The organism is Pseudomonas sp. JL2, assembly GCF_031570495.1.
Taxonomy (GTDB): domain Bacteria; phylum Pseudomonadota; class Gammaproteobacteria; order Pseudomonadales; family Pseudomonadaceae; genus Aquipseudomonas; species Aquipseudomonas rhizophila.
This window is the reverse complement of sequence record NZ_JAKUDH010000024.1, coordinates 1-16169: the sequence shown is the minus strand read 5'-3', so window position 1 is coordinate 16169 and position 16169 is coordinate 1. Positions and strand designations below refer to the sequence as shown.

The following is a 16169-nucleotide window of genomic DNA, read 5'->3' as shown; positions in this document are numbered from 1 at the left end:
GGGCGCTGTTGTCGGTTTGCAACGAGGTGCTGTAGGCAATGCCGGCCGCCTCGGAGACGGCTTTTTCCTGGTTGACCTGATCAGTGATGTTCGTGGCGAACTTGACCACTTTGTACAGTCGCTCGTTGGCATCAAGCACCGGGTTGTAAGAGGCTTCCAGCCAGACTTCACGGCCGTTGCTGTCCAAGCGTTTGAAGCGACCGGCGACGAACTCGCCGCTGTTGAGACGCTGCCAGAACTGCTGGTAGGTGGCGCTGTTGTACTCCTCCGGTTCGCAAAACATGCGGTGATGCTTGCCCTTGATCTGCGCCAGGCTGTAACCCATGGCATTGAGGAAGCGATCATTGGCTGTCAGTACGTGACCGCCCAGGTCGAATTCGATCACCGCCGTTGAGCGCACCAGCGCACCAATGAGGTTTTCATGCTCGCGCGACGCCTCGATGGTACGGGTCAGGTCGCTGGAGTACATCGAGAAATAGCGGATTCGGCCATCAGTCGCCCGAACCGGTTGGAGAATCGAACGCAACCAGGCTTCCTTACCGTTGCCCCGGAGCAGCCGTACGGCGCCGGAGAAATGCTCGCCTCTAGTCAGCGCCGTCTTGAAACGCAACTGGAACTCATTGGATTTCAGGTAAGCCGGCACCAGCTCTTCGACAGACCGGCCGATGAGGTCCTGGGTCTTGTAGTGCATTTCGTCGAGAAAATTCTGATTGACCGTCTGCACCCGCCCTTCGGCATCCAGAGTGAGGGCCAGCATCTCGCGGTCCAAACTCTCCTTCACCTGCACAAGGCTGGACAGTTCCTGGCGAAGAGCCGAAAGCTCCTGCTTCAAGCGTTTATTGAACATGGCATGCTCCGAGAGCAGGAGAGTTAGGTGGCCTGTTCTCTTGCCATCGGCTCGCCGATTTTTTTCTAAAGAGCGCCCCGGGCCGCTTCTGAAAATAATCCTGCGCGCTCGCGAACCCCGATTAGCCTCCCATGGTCACTGGAATGTTCCAGTGTTGGCGCCTGACGCCAAGACCCTGCCGCACCCAATACCCATAACCATAAAAATCGAGGTAATTGCCGTGACCACCGACATACAAGACAGCCGTTCCGCCCGCTTCGCCTTGCGCTGTTCCAGTTTTGCCGAGCGCTGGTTCCCTGACTCCTGGGTATTTGCCGCCCTGGCAGTATTGGTAGTCGCGGTGGCGACACTGTTCATCGGCGCCAAGCCCACGGCCGCCGCCATGGCGTTCGGCGATGGCTTCTGGAGCCTGATACCGTTCACCATGCAGATGGCCTTCGTGGTGATCGGCGGTTACGTGGTCGCCAGCTCGCCACCCGCCGTCAAACTGATCGATCGCCTGGCACGCATCCCGAAAAACGGTCGCTCCGCGGTGGCCTGGGTCGCATTGATCTCCATGGTCGCGTCGCTGCTCAACTGGGGGCTTTCCCTGGTATTTGGCGGTTTATTGGTACGTGCCCTGGCCCGTCGCACCGATCTGAAAATGGACTACCGCGCCGCGGGCGCCGCCGCTTACCTGGGCCTGGGCGCGGTTTGGGCACTGGGTTTGTCTTCCTCGGCGGCGCAATTGCAGGCCAACCCGGCCAGCCTGCCACCGTCGATCCTGTCGATCACCGGGGTCATTCCGTTCACCCAGACCATTTTTCTCTGGCAATCGGGAGTGATGTTGCTGGCGTTGATCGTGATCTCGCTGATCGTGGCCTATGCCACCGCTCCCGGCCCGAACAGTGCCCGTGACGCCGCCGCCTGCGGGATTGATCCCAGCTTCAGCATGCCGGCATTGCAGCCTCGCACCCGCCCGGGAGAATGGCTGGAACATAGCCCGCTGCTGACCATTGCCCTGGCGCTGCTGGCCGCCGGCTGGCTGTTCCACGAGTTCTCGACCAAACCTGCGATAAGCGCCATCTCCGGGCTCAACACCTATAACTTCCTGTTCCTGATGCTTGGCGCGTTGCTGCACTGGCGGCCGCGCAGCTTTCTCGATGCCGTGGCGCGCGCGGTGCCGACCACCACCGGCGTGCTGATCCAGTTTCCGCTGTACGGCTCGATTGCCGCGCTGCTGACCACGGTCAAGGGTAGCGACGCCCAGACGCTCGCCCATCACATATCCACCTTTTTCGTACAGATCGCATCCCACGATACCTACGCCGTGTTGATGGGCGCCTACTCGGCGGTGCTGGGCTTTTTCATTCCTTCGGGAGGCGGCAAATGGATCATCGAAGCCCCCTATGTCATGCAGGTGGCCAATGATCTGAACTATCACCTGGGGTGGGCGGTGCAGATCTATAACGCCGCCGAAGCGCTGCCAAACCTGATCAATCCGTTCTACATGCTGCCGCTGCTGGGAGTGTTGGGGCTCAAGGCCCGGGACCTGATCGGTTTCTCCTTCGTGCAATTACTGGTTCACACGCCATTGGTGCTGGTGCTGCTGTGGGCGCTGGGGACGACATTGTCTTATCTGCCGCCCGTGATGCCATAAAGCCATAAAAAAGGGCCGATATTTTCGTCGGCCCACTTTTTCTTCGCTCCGGTCTGTTTCAGTATGGCTACACCCTGTTCGAGGGGTCCACACGCTGAAAAGGATCTGAGCATGTCCAAACTCGCCGTACTTTCTCTTGCCACCCTGGCCTTCAGTGCCGCCGCCCATGCCGACATCGATGTTCAGTTGGGCAGTACCGAACGCGTCACCCGTCTCTTCGCCTATCCCAACAACTGCAATGTCATTTGTTTTCGCAACTGGACGCTGGAGCAGACCGTTGAGCATTACCTGACCCAAAGCGTGCAGCGTGACGGCTACAGCGCGGCCAAGGTCAGCGTCAAAAGCGACAACGATAAGGTCTACGCCAGTATTAGCGGCGTGCCGCAAGACTACGGCAAACCGTTGACTGCGCTGCTGGATGCCGGTGACCTGGCATACAAGGGCGCCACCAAACTCAACAGCGATAACAAATGGGCCTACGACTGGTACCTGTTCCTGCCGCTGGGCATGGCCCTGGAGAACCGCAAGAGCATTGAGTTGCTGCACTTCCCGCCGGATTACTCCCTGACCCAGGCGCAGGACTACCTGGAATCGGCCACCACCGATCGCTGGGCCACGCTGCTGACCGCCAACGGCATCGCCGCCGAACAGACCCCGGCCTTCCAGACCATTGTCGACATCGCACCGATTGCGGCGCCATCCAATGCCGGCCAGGCGCTGGGCGGGGTCTACGACTATTTCAATGACTACCAGACCACCATGGTCAAGCAAGTCAGCCAGAACGCCAGCGGCGACGCCCTGCCGATGGTGGCCTTCGGTGCTCCCGTGCGGAACTGGATCAAGACACAGTACGGCCAGACCGTGGACGTGCTGGGTCTGGCGACCATTACGCCGACTGCGGGTGTCAAGGTTCCGGTCCTGGGCTCCAACCACCCGAGCTACATCTGGTATGCCGCCGACCCTGACAGCTACAACGGTGATCAGGCCAAGGCGGATGCGGCAGGTTTGAAAGTCATGGGGCAGGACCTCAGCGCTGCATGCTGGCAAGCCGGCATGGGCAGCAAACCGGGCACCGATCCGAGTGCGCAATTGAATCAATGCACACAGACCTGGCAGGTCACGCAAAAGGAAGAAACCTGTGAGCTGTTCTATACCTCGATCCGCAAGCTGTCTGCGGACGAAGCGGCGAAAAAATGCGCGGAGCCGGCAATCAAATCACAACTTCCACAATTGAAAGTCCCCATGCCAGCGCTGCCTGACGCGGTGTAAACCCCAAGGACTTTCCTGCGTAAGCCTGGGCTCACGCGGGAAAGCGCCTTTGGCTCCTGTCAGAGTCGACAGTAGATGTCGTTTCAAGGTTGCGCGAAGCTAGGCAGGTTTCAATGATCGCTGGCAGGATCGCCAGCGCCAGAAGGCCGAGCGTCCTACGCGACAGGGACCGTCATGACCACCTTCCTTGCAGACAGCGCATCCTCACCGAACGGGGACGGCATCTACCCCGAGAAACAACTCAGCACGCGCATGGGTTATCCATCCAGGCGCGATTTCGAAGTGCGCCAGACGACTAACGGCCGCGGCAATGGCATCGTCGCCCGCAAGCGGTTTGCGCCGTTGGAAAGGATGTGCAGGGTATCGGGACTGATCGTCAGCCGACGACGCCTGCATACACTGCAGATCCTGCCGGACATCCACATGTATGACCCGCGCTTCGCCGGATTGCTGCAGCACTCCTGCAGCCCGAACGTTTTCCTGGACATGAGCGAACTGTGGTTATGGGCGTTGACCATCATCGAGGAAGGTGACTGCTTGACGATGGATTACGCCAGTACCGAACAGAAATTGTATCGACAGTTCGCCTGCCGGTGCGGTTCGTCCAACTGTCATGGCTGGATCACAGGCTATGACGAACCGCCCAACGAGCGAGGGATGAAATTTCTACGGCACTGGCGTCGCCGCTGTCATCGCGACTGAATGAGCCGAATCAGGGCGCGCCGACCGGACGTAGCCGATACTGCGGCGGCAACTGCTCGAAACCGCTGATCGTCGTGTCCAGGCTTTTCCAGCGGCCGTCCTTGATCCCGTAGATACAGCCGTGAATCGACAGTTTCTGCCCGCGATGCCAAGCGTTCTGCACAATGCTGGTGTGGCCGACATTGGCCACCTGCTGGATCACATTGAGCTCGCACAAGCGATCCACGCGCTCTTCTTCGGTCGGCAATTGGGCCAACGTTTCGCGATGCTCGTAGTACAGGTCGCGAATCGAACGCAGCCAGCCGTCGATCAGACCCAGTTGACGATCCTGCATCGAGGCACGCACGCCGCCACAGCCGTAATGCCCGGTGACCAGGATATGTTTGACCTTGAGCACGTCCACCGCGTACTGGATCACCGACAGGCAGTTGAGGTCGGTGTGCAGCACCACGTTGGCCACGTTACGGTGCACAAACAGATCGCCGGGCAGCATGCCGACGATCTCGTTGGCCGGCACCCGCGCATCGGAACAGCCGATCCACAGATACTCAGGGGTTTGCTGACGGGCCAGCTTGGAAAAGAAATCAGGATCTTCCTGCTTGATCGCATCGGCCCAGCGCGCGTTGTTATCAATCAGATCTTGTAATTCGTTCATGCTATCTAGCCCTCGAGAATAGTGCGCAACTTTGACAGACGACCGCCCGTCGAGGTCACGTCCAGAATGCCGTTGGAATTCTCGCCACGGCTGTGGGTCCACCCCCAGTAAGCCCCACAGTATGAGGAATTGCCATGAATGATTCACGACGTCCTTTCGACGCGGTCCAGCCGGAACCCATCGACGATAACGAAGACCGCATGGGCTCGATGCATGAACTGGAATTCGACGAACAAGAGCCCAGTGCGAAAATCGGCGACGAACTGCCGGAAAATGAACGCGAACAGTTGATGCCGCGTGAACGCGTGCGTGAAGCCGGGCTGACAGGGGCTTCAACGGATGATCACGACCCCACCGACGACGACATGAGCCCGGAAACACTGATCCGCGAAGACGGTGCCCGGGACGCCCATGAAGCCGGTGACGACAAACGGGCGGACTGGGACCTGAGCGTGGTGGATGAAAATGACATAGGCGGGGGTGACGGGCTCGACGAAGCGGAAATGGCCGATATCGATCCGTTGGATGGCAAGCGGTAAGTGTCGATAGAGCTGACGCCATCGCGAGCAGGCTCGCTCCCACAGGTTCTGCGTCATAACCCAATGTCTTGAGCGATGCAGATCCAATGTGGGAGCGAGCCTGCTCGCGATAGCGGTGGATCAGTTTGCACTGGGGTTGAATGTGCCGCCGTCATCGCGAGCACGCTCGCTCCCACATTGGATCTGCATCGCTCGAGACATTGGGTTATGACGCAGAACCTGTGGGAGCCAGCCTGCTCGCGATAGCGGAGGATCAGGTTGCACTGGGGTTGAATGTGCCGCCGTCATCGCGAGCAAGCTCGCTCCCACAGGGTTTTGTGTTCGAGCGCAAATTTGATGCACATCGCCAAGCTCTCTGTGGGAGCGAGCTTGCTCGCGATGACGGCGTTGCGGTTAACCTCGATGTGGCAAGTTCAGTCCACCAAGGTACACGCCATGACCACCGCATCTTCGCGTCCGCCCACCGCAGGGTAGTAATCGCGGCGACGGCCGACTTCATTGAAGCCATAGCGCTCATACAGCCGGAACGCTGTGCGGTTGCTGTCACGCACTTCCAGGAAGCACTCCCGAGCCTCGGCCTTGTAGGCAATGGACATAAGATGCTCCAGCAGCCGCAAACCCAAGCCGCGCCCCTGGTTTTCCGGTTTGACGGTGATGTTGAGCAAGTGCGCTTCATCCAGGATGATCTGCACCACGCCGTGGCCCACTTGCTGCTGGCCTTCGAACATCAGCCAGATCTGGTACTTGCCCAGCCCGTCGAGAAAGATCCCTCGGGTCCAGGGGTGGCTGTAGGCCGCATATTCGATTTTCAGCACAGCGTCGAGGTCCGCCTCGGTCATCGGGCGGAACGATACAGCGTCACTCATTCGATTCTTTCCAACGCGCCATCAGCCGGCGCATGGCTTGCCAGACATCAGCCTTGCGCTGTGGCGTCTCCATTAACAATTCCAGGCCGGGCAACGCCCAGGCCGAGCCCAGGCCTTCGACCTGCAGTTCGCGATTGAACGCTTGAGCATCCACCTCACCAGCAAATTTCACCGCCGGCAGGCCGATCAGCCAAAGGCACACGCAGGGCTCATCCTCAAGCCGCGCCGAGACAAAACCCTGGACAAAATCCCGCGCCGCTTCTGGTCCCTGGTCCATGGTCCCGCGTGACAGCAACGGCCAGCGCACTGGCTCGCCAACGATCTGTGGGCTGTCCGGCAGACCGGCGGCGCGCAGCATGTCCTTGAGCAACAGATACGCCGGATCGCGGCTTTGAAACGGTTCGCCCGTGGGCAGTTCCACCAGTAGCAGGCAACGTCCTGCCCGTAGCAGTTGCAGCGCGAAACGCGGCGGTGCGACGTAAGGGGCCTTGACCGGGGGCGGGGTCTCATCGGCGGCCTCTACCGGTTTGGCGTTGGTGCGGGTCGAAGCCAGGCTCGGGCGCGGAACCTCGATCTTCGGCCGTTCGACCACGGGCGCCACCGGCTCGGCAACCGTCTTGGCCACGGGCGCGCTCACGACCGGCTCGATATCCAGCGGCTCGGGCGTTTCCAGCAGCTCGGGCCGCGACGGGGCGGCAAACGGCAATTCGGTACGCGGCAGCCAGTTGACCACCTGCATGGCGGTCAGATAGGCGCGGCGGCGGGACTCGATAAGCAAGGGTCGGCCACTTGTGGATAACTGAAAGTGGAAGGGATTCTACCGCCCTTCGAGACAGATCGCTTCCCTGTTGAATCAATAGTTGAGCGATTCAACCGACAGTCCGTCTCAGGGGTGAATCGCAACCGGCCTGATGCAGTACAATCGCCCCTTTTAATTGCCAACCCGACGGCCATTGCGATGATCGAACCCAAGCGCGTCTTGCGCGCCCTCGCTGAACACTGGGCATTGCTGGAACCTTTGTGCGAGCACTTCGACCAGGGCACCCTGAGCCTCAACGAATTGCGTTCACAATTGGCCGCCCAACAACTGGACAGCACGCCCCAGGACATCACCAACCTGCTGGACGTGTGGATCCGCCTGGACATCCTCGTACCGGTGGCGAAAAGCCCGAACCGTTTCGAGCTCAACGCCCAGATCCATGACTTCCTCGCCTACCTGCGCCGCGAACACCGCCTCGGCCTGTGCCTGGAAATCGAAGCCTACCTGCGCCACCTCGAGCGCCTGGCCGGTTATATCCAGGACGCGTTCGACATTCGCGACGGCAACGATCTGGCCCGCCAGTTGCGTCTGCTGGACATGCGCGTGCGCGACGTACTCAAGAAACTCGCCAACGACGAACAGGCCCTGGTAGCGGTGGCCGAACGGGCCAAGACCAGCGACCGGCAGATTCCGTTGCGCCAGCGCTACGCCGAAGTACTGGCGACCTGGGATGAATACGTCGAACCGATGATCCAGTTGGTGAACGCCGACGGCGCGTTCGAGCAAGGCGTGCGCAAGGTCGAGAATGTGCTGTTGCGCATGCTCACCGAACAGCAGCGCCTCGGCCACCTGGTGGACGATGACATGCTGCTGCGCACCCACGCGCGCATCCTCGAGATGCAGACCAGCGCCCAGTTAACCCTGCGCCATGCCCGCGAATTGCTCCTGCCGCTACGCGAAGAGGCCCGCCGTCACAACGCGGTGACCCGTGGCGCCGCCCTGGCCCTGGCCGCCATTCGGCGCAAAGGCCTCGATGCCGTGCCCCAAGCCGCCATGCCGCTGTTCACCCGCCCGCAAAGCACCTTCTTGGGCAGCGCCAGTCAGGTCGAAGCCTACGTATACGCCCTGGCCCGTTTCGAACCGAAACCGGCGCGCTTCCCCAAGTCCCACAAGACCCACAAGGGCGGCGAGGCTCCTCGCGCGCCGCGCACCGTACGCGAGATGGTCGAGCGTTGCGAAGACGCGCTGCCAATGCCGGACCTGATGACCTGGTTGCTGGAGCAGGAGCCGGACGGCGCCACCGACGAATTGCTGTACTGGTTCTCGCGCCTGTCGCGGGAAAAACGTTTCAAGCGCGAGCGTCTGGAACGCCGCGACTACCACACTCACGAGCATCAGGTCAGCCTGCGCTCCTTCGCCCTGCTCTCGGCCCGCGACACCGCCGCCGAGGATTCTGCGAGCATCCCCCATGCATCTTGATCTATCCGAACTGTCCCAACTGGCGCCGATTTTTCGCGAGCTGTTCAAGGGTTACCACGTCAGCCGCCGCGACCCGGAGCTGTACGCGCAACTGTCGAACTTCCAGGACCAGTACCGCACGCTGTTCAAGGCCCTGGGTTTCGAACTGGTGTGCGATACCCGTGGTTTCTACTACTTCGTGCCGGACCTCGCCGCCGCTGCGGTGAACAAGACCGCCCAACGCCTGGCGCTGTTCACCTTCATCCTCGTCGAGCACCTGGCCGACCAGGGCCGCGACCCGATTGCCGTGCTCGACGGTGGTAGCCTGGGCCGCGATGAGCTGCCCTCGCTTCTGGAAAAGTACCGCGACCTGTTCCTTCAGGCCGAAGTGCAGACCCAGGAAGAGCTGGAAGAAAAAATCATGCGCCGCATGACCCAACTGGGTTTTGCCGGCGAAGAGAACGGTGTCTACCGCTTCCTGCCACCGATGCACCGTTTCCTCGACGTCTGCCTGTCGGTCCAGCAGGACCGCGACCTGGCCGCCAGCCTGCACAGCGTGCTGCCGTTGCCTGCACCGGTACTGATCGACGAAGACAGCGACGAAAAGTTGCTGCAAACCGATGATCCGCTGGATCTGAGCGAATTCGAAGGTGAAAGCGAAGAAGACGCACTGGCCCGTGCCATTGCCGAAGAACAGGAGACCGACGCATGAGCAAGGAACGCTACGGCATCCGCCGCTTTGCCCTTTTGAACACCGCCGGCTACAGCCTGGGCCTGTTCCCGCTGGAAGAACCGCTGTCGGTGTACGGCGCAAACAACCTCGGTAAATCCGCGTCGATCAACGCCTTGCAGTTCCCGATCCTGGCGCGCATGTCGGACATGAGTTTCGGCAAGTACAGCCTGGAGCAATCCCGGCGTTTCTACTTTGCCTCGGACACCAGCTACATCCTGGTGGAAGTCGCCCTGCCCCATGGCCCGCACGTGATCGGCGTGGTCGGGCGCGGCCCCGGCGGCGGTTTCGGCCACCAGTTCTTTGCCTACGCCGGCAAGCTGGACCTGGCCCATTATCAGAAAGACGACACCTGCCTGCGTCAGAAAGAGCTGTTCACCAACCTGGAGCGCGAAGGCCTCAAAGCCTACGAACTCAAGCCTGATGAACTGCGGCGCCTGCTGGTGGGCGGTCATACCTCGATTCCGCTGGACCTGACGCTGATCCCGCTGCGCTCCACCAGCGAGCAAAGCCTCAAGACTTTCCGCGCGCTGTTCATCAACCTGTTGCACATGCGCGAAATTACTGCGGCCAAGCTCAAGCAACTGTTCCTCGACGCGTTCGAGCACAGCCTGCGTTCCGGTAGCGTGGATTACATCGCCGCGTGTGAAGAAGCCTTCCGTGATGTACGACGCATGGAGCAGGACTACAACTCCCTGGTGGCTGCCGGTCCGCTGGTGGAGGCCCTGGCCAATGGCGTGAAGCAGCGCGATGTACTGCGCGGCAAACTGCATCGTCTGTCACCGTTGCTCGACTCGCTGCTCGGCACTTGGTCGGACTACGCCAGTGCGCGCAAGGAAGAGCTGACCATCCAGGCCGAACACTACCGCAACGAGCAGGATTCGCTGCAGAACGACCAGCGCGGCGGCACTCAGGAGTTGATGCGCCTGGAACGGGAAATCAGCGGCATCCAGCGCTGGATTGGCGAACTGTCGGTGCTCAAGAACCGCTTTGCCCTGGTGGATGACGTCAAGGTCCTGGAGCAACAACTACTCGCGGCCAAGGATGCCCACGACGAACTGGCCGGTGCCCTGGCCCAGTCCCGGCAGTTCAGCGCCGAAGACCTGGATGAGCGCCTGCGGGATCTGGAAAAACGCCTGAAGTCGGTCAAGCAGCAACTCGATCATGCCGACAACAACAGCTACGCCCGCCTGCGGGAAGAATTCTCGCAACAGGACGTTGAACGCCTGATGCGCCTGTTCAACAGTGCGCTGTTCAGCCTGCCGCTGGGCGAGCACGGCATTGCACTGGACGAGAACGGCGAGTGGGTCAAATCCATGGAGCTGATCCTCGACGGCTTCAAAGGTGAGCGTTTCGAAGTACCGGGCCTGTCCATCGACCTGTCCCACATCGAACCGCCGGCCCTGCAAGCCCTGGCCGACCGCGCCGCACTGCGAGACCAGAAAGAACGCCTGGAAAAAGAACTCAAGCAGCTCAAGACCCAGCAAGCGGTGGCCGCCGACCGCGCCGCGAGCAAGACCCAGACCGAGGCGCTGTACCAGCAGGTTCTGGATGCGCAGAAAGCCCTGGAAGACTTCCGCCGCACCCAGACCCTGAGTGCCGAGGAAGGCGAAAAGCTTGAGCAACTGGCGCAGATGGAAGCCGCCCAGGACGAACTCAAGCGCTCCAGCGATGCCTTCACCGAACGTGTCCAGCAGTTGTCCGCCAAGTTGCAACTGGTGGGCCGGCAGATCGCCGACATGGAAGCCAAGCAACGTACCCTCGACGACGCCCTGCGCCGTCGTCAATTGTTGCCAGCGGACCTGCCGTTCGGCACACCGTTCATGGACCCGGTCGACGACTCCATGGATAACCTGCTGCCGCTGCTCAATGACTACCAGGACAGCTGGCAGGGGCTGTTGCGGGTCGATGGCCAGATCGAAGCGCTGTACGCCCAGGTGCGCCTCAAGGGCGTGGCCAAGTTCGACAGCGAAGACGACATGGAGCGCCGCCTGCAACTGTTGATCAACGCCTATGCCCACCGTACCGACGAAGCACTGACCCTGGGCAAGGCACGGCGTGCGGCGGTGACTGACATTGCCCGGACCCTGCGCAACATCCGTAGCGACTACGACAGCCTCGAGCATCAACTGGCGCTGTTCAACCGCGAGATCAACAAGCGTCAGGTGTCCAACCTGCAGAGCTTCCGGATCGTCCTGGCGCCGAACAAGGAAGCGCTCAAGCACATCGACCAGATCATCCACAGCGCCGGCCAGTACGAGGAAGGCGAGACCCTGTCGGTGTTCGACCTCAGCCAGAGCGCCGAGCAGGACAACAAGAACGAAGAGGCCAAGGAATACCTGGCCCGCCTGGTGGCGGCCAACCACAACCAACTCGGCCTCAAGGACCTGTTCGAACTCGCCTTCGAGATCACCAAGGTCAACGGCCAGCCCGTGATCCACACCGATATCGATGGCGCGGCGTCCAACGGCACAACGATGACTATCAAGGCGTTGACCAACATGTATTTGTTGCTGCACCTGATGGACCGCGAACAGGCCGGTCGCGTGCGTCTGCCGTACTACCTTGACGAAGCGGCAGACATCGACGAGAAAAACCAGGCCGCGCTGCTGGAAACCAGCTTGCAGCTGGGTTTTGTGCCGATCCTGGCCAGTGTGAAACCGCAAGTCTGCGCCAGCGTCGCCATCGACCTGGAAGGCGGCAGCGGCCCCAACGGCATCTACATCGACGAGGCGGACTGGAAGTACATCCGCCGTCACGATGCGGTGAAAGCTACGGTGAACGTGCAGGCCGACGAGCCGGAGCTGGATCCGGTTTGAGGTGAATAGCCGGACACAAAAAAGGCCGCGATCCAATGGATCGCGGCCTTTTTCATTGCGGCGGGCTTTTTAGGATTGTCGCGAGCTGGCTCGCTCCCACAGGTTTAGCGTCGCAATCAGGTACGACACTTAGTGGGAGCGAGCCTGCTCGCGATGGCGTCAGAACAGACTGATTGCCCCCTAATCACTTACCCAGCTTGATCTTCGGCGCCCAGGTCAGCCACTCCTCTTCAAACTGATCGAACAAGGGGAAGGTCTGCTCCGCTCGCGCCGGGTTGCCCATCCGCTCGCCATCCGGGGTGGCAAAAGCGATGCCGCCCTGAATCAGCGTCTCCAGCGACTCAGTCCGCACTGTCGCGCCTTTGAACAACCCGAAGTCCATGCCGAAGCCACTGGTATTCCAGAATCGCGTGCCGCTGCGCACCAATGGCGCGTACTTGGGCTCGATCAGGATATGAACCAGCACACGGTCCGCCGTCTGGCCCAATTCATAGCCAGTAACCTTGCCCACAGTAATCTCGCGATACGTCACCGGCACGCCGGTCTTCAACGAACCACGGCGAGCGGCGCTCAACACCAGGCTCAGACCGGCTTCAGGGACGGCGTTTTGCGGTGGGCTGGCGAGGGCCACGAAGTTTTTCTGCGGCCCCAGGTTTTTCACCGGTGGCTGTACTTCGATGTACTGCCCGGTCACCAGCGTCTCCAGGTTCGAGGTCTTCATCAGCCCCAGTTCGGGCTTGACCACCCAGAACTGAGAGCCGACCCGAGCAATACGCTCCGGCACTTCGGTGATACGTGCGGTAAGCAGGATCGATTGCATGTCGGCGCTGAGGTCCACGTCTTCGATCTTGCCCACATCCAGCCCTTTGAAACGAATCGGCGTGCCGCTGCGCAAACCGTCGGCGCGATCGACCTTGATCGTCACCATTGTGCCTTTCTGTTGCGCGGCTTCGCGGTCTGCATGCAGACGGAACCGTGGGATGCGCCTTTTCAACGGCACATTGGGTTCCGGCGTATCGAAAGAAATGCCGCCGGCCATCAGGCTTTGCAGGGATTCGCTCTTGACCTGGATCCCCCCCGTCAAACCACCCGTGAGCGTAATCCCACTGGCATTCCAGAACCGGGTCGATCCGTTGACCAGACCTTCGTATTCCTTCTCGATGTGCACACCAATGATCAACTGCTTTTTCTTGCGGGAGAACTGGTAGCTCTGCACCGATCCAACCTTGACCTGTTTGTAGAGAATCGGACTGCCGACCTCCAGCGAACCCAGGTTTTCAGTGAGCAGGACCAGGTGCAGCCCGGGCGAACGCAAGTCCAGCGGTGGCGCCTTCGGCCTGGCTTCAAATTCGCGCTGCGGCGCGCCTCCCTTGTCGCCGGGACGTATGGCGATGTAGTTACCTTTGACCAACGCCTCAAGGCCCGTAATCCCCGCCAGCGAGATCGACGGCTTGACCACCCAGAACTGGGTGCCGGTCACCAGGTAATCTTCGGCCAGTGGGTCTAGGGTCAATTCAGCGGTAGCACTGGACAGATCCGGATCGACCTTGAGGTTCTTCAGGCTGCCGACCTGAATGCCTTTGTACATCACCGGAGTACGACCGGACTGTAACCCTTCGAAGTCGCTGAGCTTGACCTTCACGCGGATGCCGGCAGCGGCAGCGTCGAAGTCTTCATAAAGACGAAACGGCAGGCTCGGGTCTGTGGGCGGACTGTCTTTGCGACTCTCCGGCGTGGCGAACGCGATACCACCGGCCACGATGCTCGCCAGGGATTCGCTGCGCACTTTGACGCCCGACAGATTGGCATCGATGCTGATGCCGCTGGCATTCCAGAAACGCGTATGTTTACGCACCAGGCCGGCATAAGTCGGTTCGATGTAGATTTTGATTTCGACCGTGCTCTGATCCTCCGATAGCAGGTAGCTTTTCACCTGTCCGACCTGAATCTGTTTATAGAACACCGGGCTGCCACGGTTCAGCGAGCCCAGCCGCTCGGCCTTGAGGGTCAGGTGCAAACCAGGCTTGGCGTCCGAGAGCGGCGGCTCTTCGGCCAGGGCCTTGAATTTACGGATCGGCTCCCCTTCCCCCGGGCTGATAGCCACGTAGTTACCGGAAACCAGGGTTTCCAGGCCGGTGATGCCGGCCAGGGTCACGCTCGGCTTGACCAACCAGAAGCGTGTCCCGGTCTTGAGGTATTGCTCGACGTCCTTGTTCATCTCAATGGTCGCGACCACGCCTTTCGAGCTGCCTTCGTCATCGAGCTTGAGGGACTTCACTTTGCCGACCGGCATACCCTTGTAGACGACTTCAGTCTTGTTGACCTGAATACCCTCGCCGCTTTCAAAGCGCACGTTGATCTCGATGCCGGTTTCGTTATAGGCCCGCCAGCCGAGCCAGCCGCCGATAATCAAGGCAATCAGCGGCAAGACCCAAATCGCGGACCAGTTCGAAGCCGGTCGGGTTTTAGCGGTAGGCAAATCAGTCATGGTCGTCATCCGACTCCGTGTTATCCCAAATCAGTCGGGGATCGAAGGTTACTGCGGCAATCATTGTCAAAATCACTACGCTGGCAAAAGCAATTGCACCAAGACCGGCTTCGACACTCGCGAGTCGACCGAAATTCACTACCGCCACCAATATGGCGATCACAAAAATATCCAGCATCGACCAGCGCCCAATGAACTCGATAAAACGGTACATAAGGATGCGTTGCCGCGCAGACATGGGCTGGTGCCGTTGCACGGAAAACAGCAGCAAGGCGATGCCTACCAACTTGAAAGTCGGAACGACGATACTGGCGATGAACACCACGGCGGCAATCGGAATCATCCCGTGCTGAACCAGCTCGATGACCCCGGCCATGATGGTGCTCGGTGCCCCTTGCCCCAACGAGTTGATGGTCATGATCGGTAGCATGTTGGCCGGAATGTAGAGAATCGCGGCAGTGACCAATAACGCCCAGGTCCGCATCAAGCTGTTCGGGCGACGAGGATGAACCAGGGCGCCGCAGCGGGTACAGGTTTGTGTATCGACGTCAGCTTCCTGCCGGTTTAGCTCGTGGCATTCTGTGCAGATCAAAATACCCGCATCAATCGCCCGCATGAGCGTCCTCTCCTGATAACGCTTGCCAGATCTGATGCGGCGACATCACCACCTCCAGCCAGACCTGGACGAGCAACAAACTGATAAAACACGCCAGACCAAGCCCCACGGTAATGGCCGCCATGTCTGCCAACTTGACAATGGCCACCAGCACACCCATGAGGTAAACCTCCAGCATGCCCCAGTCGCGTAAATGGTGATAAATGCGATAGAGCAATAAGCCGTAGCTACGGCCGATATTCCAGCGAATGGTCAGTAGCACGGCCAATTGGCAAAGCAGTTTAAGCAGCGGGATGCCCATGCTGCACAGGAAAACCACCACCGATACACCCTGCATGCCGGTATTGAACAGGCCGACCACACCACTCCAAACGGTGTCCTGGGAGGATTGGCCGAGCAAATTGAGCTGCATGATGGGTAAAAAGTTCGCCGGCACATACAACAGCAGAGCGGCAATGACCAATGCAAGGCTGCGTTCGACCACATTGTGTCGGTGAGCGTAGAGCTCATACCCACAGCGAGGGCATTCGGCTTTTTCGCCATGGGCCAGCTGGGGCTTGCGCATCAACAGGTCGCACTCATGGCACGCCACCAAGTCATCCAACGGCAGATCTGACAACCGAGGGGCGTCAAACGGATCGGGCATAAAGAGCTCTGGCTCAACTAAGGTGGAGGCTATTCTAGTGCGCTGGCTTGAAAATAACTGTGCAAATTTATTCCGAGCCTCGGCGCAATTTTATTGCGGGCAAAACAAAACCCCTACCTGCATCAGCAGATAGGG

The 16169-nt window shown here is 60.1% G+C and carries 13 protein-coding genes and 1 pseudogene; 7 read left to right on the top strand and 7 right to left on the bottom strand.

The window, feature by feature from the left end; all coding sequences use genetic code 11:
- Positions 1 to 70: 70 nt before the first annotated feature.
- A pseudogene (locus MKS85_RS29055) lies at positions 71 to 757 on the bottom strand (PAS domain-containing protein); the annotation flags it as partial.
- A 310-nt stretch (positions 758 to 1067) separates the two neighbouring features.
- Here MKS85_RS29055 and MKS85_RS23990 point away from each other — a divergent pair.
- The 3 genes from MKS85_RS23990 (at position 1068) to MKS85_RS23980 (ending at position 4457) form a co-directional block, all read left to right on the top strand.
- On the top strand, positions 1068 to 2486 hold the full coding sequence (locus MKS85_RS23990; protein ID WP_076386741.1) for a short-chain fatty acid transporter: 1419 nt from the start codon (positions 1068 to 1070) through the stop codon (positions 2484 to 2486).
- Between the two features lie 111 nt (positions 2487 to 2597).
- Positions 2598 to 3755, top strand: coding sequence for a hypothetical protein (locus MKS85_RS23985; protein WP_047229380.1), 1158 nt, complete (start codon positions 2598 to 2600; stop codon positions 3753 to 3755).
- Positions 3756 to 3929: 174 nt separating this feature from the next.
- Positions 3930 to 4457 (top strand): lysine methyltransferase, encoded by a 528-nt coding sequence (locus MKS85_RS23980; RefSeq protein ID WP_160893574.1) that lies wholly within the window; start codon positions 3930 to 3932, stop codon positions 4455 to 4457.
- 10 nt (positions 4458 to 4467) lie between these two features.
- Here MKS85_RS23980 and can read toward each other — a convergent pair whose 3' ends face one another.
- On the bottom strand, positions 4468 to 5112 hold the full coding sequence (gene can / locus MKS85_RS23975; RefSeq protein WP_047229378.1) for a carbonate dehydratase: 645 nt from the start codon (positions 5110 to 5112) through the stop codon (positions 4468 to 4470).
- A gap of 134 nt (positions 5113 to 5246) precedes the next feature.
- Here can and MKS85_RS23970 point away from each other — a divergent pair, with 134 nt between their 5' ends.
- Positions 5247 to 5651 carry a hypothetical protein gene (locus MKS85_RS23970; protein ID WP_047229377.1) on the top strand — a complete coding sequence of 135 codons (405 nt, stop codon included), beginning with the start codon at positions 5247 to 5249 and terminating at the stop codon, positions 5649 to 5651.
- A gap of 413 nt (positions 5652 to 6064) precedes the next feature.
- Here the strand turns inward: MKS85_RS23970 and rimI are convergent, their stop codons facing one another.
- Both rimI and MKS85_RS23960 read right to left on the bottom strand, forming a co-directional pair.
- Entirely contained in the window at positions 6065 to 6517 is a 453-nt protein-coding gene (rimI, locus tag MKS85_RS23965; protein ID WP_047229376.1) for a ribosomal protein S18-alanine N-acetyltransferase, read from the bottom strand.
- Positions 6510 to 7295, bottom strand: coding sequence for an energy transducer TonB (locus MKS85_RS23960; RefSeq protein WP_188252281.1), 786 nt, complete (start codon positions 7293 to 7295; stop codon positions 6510 to 6512). Before MKS85_RS23960 ends, rimI begins: the two co-directional genes overlap by 8 nt.
- Positions 7296 to 7475: 180 nt before the next feature.
- On the opposite strand from MKS85_RS23960, the gene mksB reads away from it, so the two are divergent.
- From mksB to mksF, 3 genes are read left to right on the top strand one after another with little or no spacing between them, the layout of a single operon-like run.
- Complete coding sequence (mksB, locus tag MKS85_RS23955) at positions 7476 to 8756, top strand: Mks condensin complex protein MksB (protein WP_047229374.1); 1281 nt, start codon at positions 7476 to 7478, stop codon at positions 8754 to 8756.
- Positions 8746 to 9447 carry an Mks condensin complex protein MksE gene (gene mksE, locus MKS85_RS23950; protein ID WP_047229373.1) on the top strand — a complete coding sequence of 234 codons (702 nt, stop codon included), beginning with the start codon at positions 8746 to 8748 and terminating at the stop codon, positions 9445 to 9447. Before mksB ends, mksE begins: the two co-directional genes overlap by 11 nt.
- Positions 9444 to 12284: an Mks condensin complex protein MksF gene (gene mksF / locus MKS85_RS23945; protein ID WP_047229372.1), complete on the top strand. Its 2841-nt coding sequence runs from the start codon at positions 9444 to 9446 to the stop codon at positions 12282 to 12284. The genes mksE and mksF overlap by 4 nt, the downstream gene beginning before the upstream one ends.
- Positions 12285 to 12468: 184 nt before the next feature.
- Here mksF and MKS85_RS23940 read toward each other — a convergent pair whose 3' ends face one another.
- The 3 genes from MKS85_RS23940 to MKS85_RS23930 are packed head-to-tail and all read right to left on the bottom strand — an operon-like array spanning position 12469 to position 16034.
- Entirely contained in the window at positions 12469 to 14772 is a 2304-nt protein-coding gene (locus tag MKS85_RS23940; protein WP_188252282.1) for a PqiB family protein, read from the bottom strand.
- On the bottom strand, positions 14765 to 15388 hold the full coding sequence (locus tag MKS85_RS23935; RefSeq protein WP_047229371.1) for a paraquat-inducible protein A: 624 nt from the start codon (positions 15386 to 15388) through the stop codon (positions 14765 to 14767). Before MKS85_RS23935 ends, MKS85_RS23940 begins: the two co-directional genes overlap by 8 nt.
- Entirely contained in the window at positions 15375 to 16034 is a 660-nt protein-coding gene (locus tag MKS85_RS23930; RefSeq protein ID WP_047229370.1) for a paraquat-inducible protein A, read from the bottom strand. The genes MKS85_RS23935 and MKS85_RS23930 overlap by 14 nt, the downstream gene beginning before the upstream one ends.
- Positions 16035 to 16169: the final 135 nt, after the last annotated feature.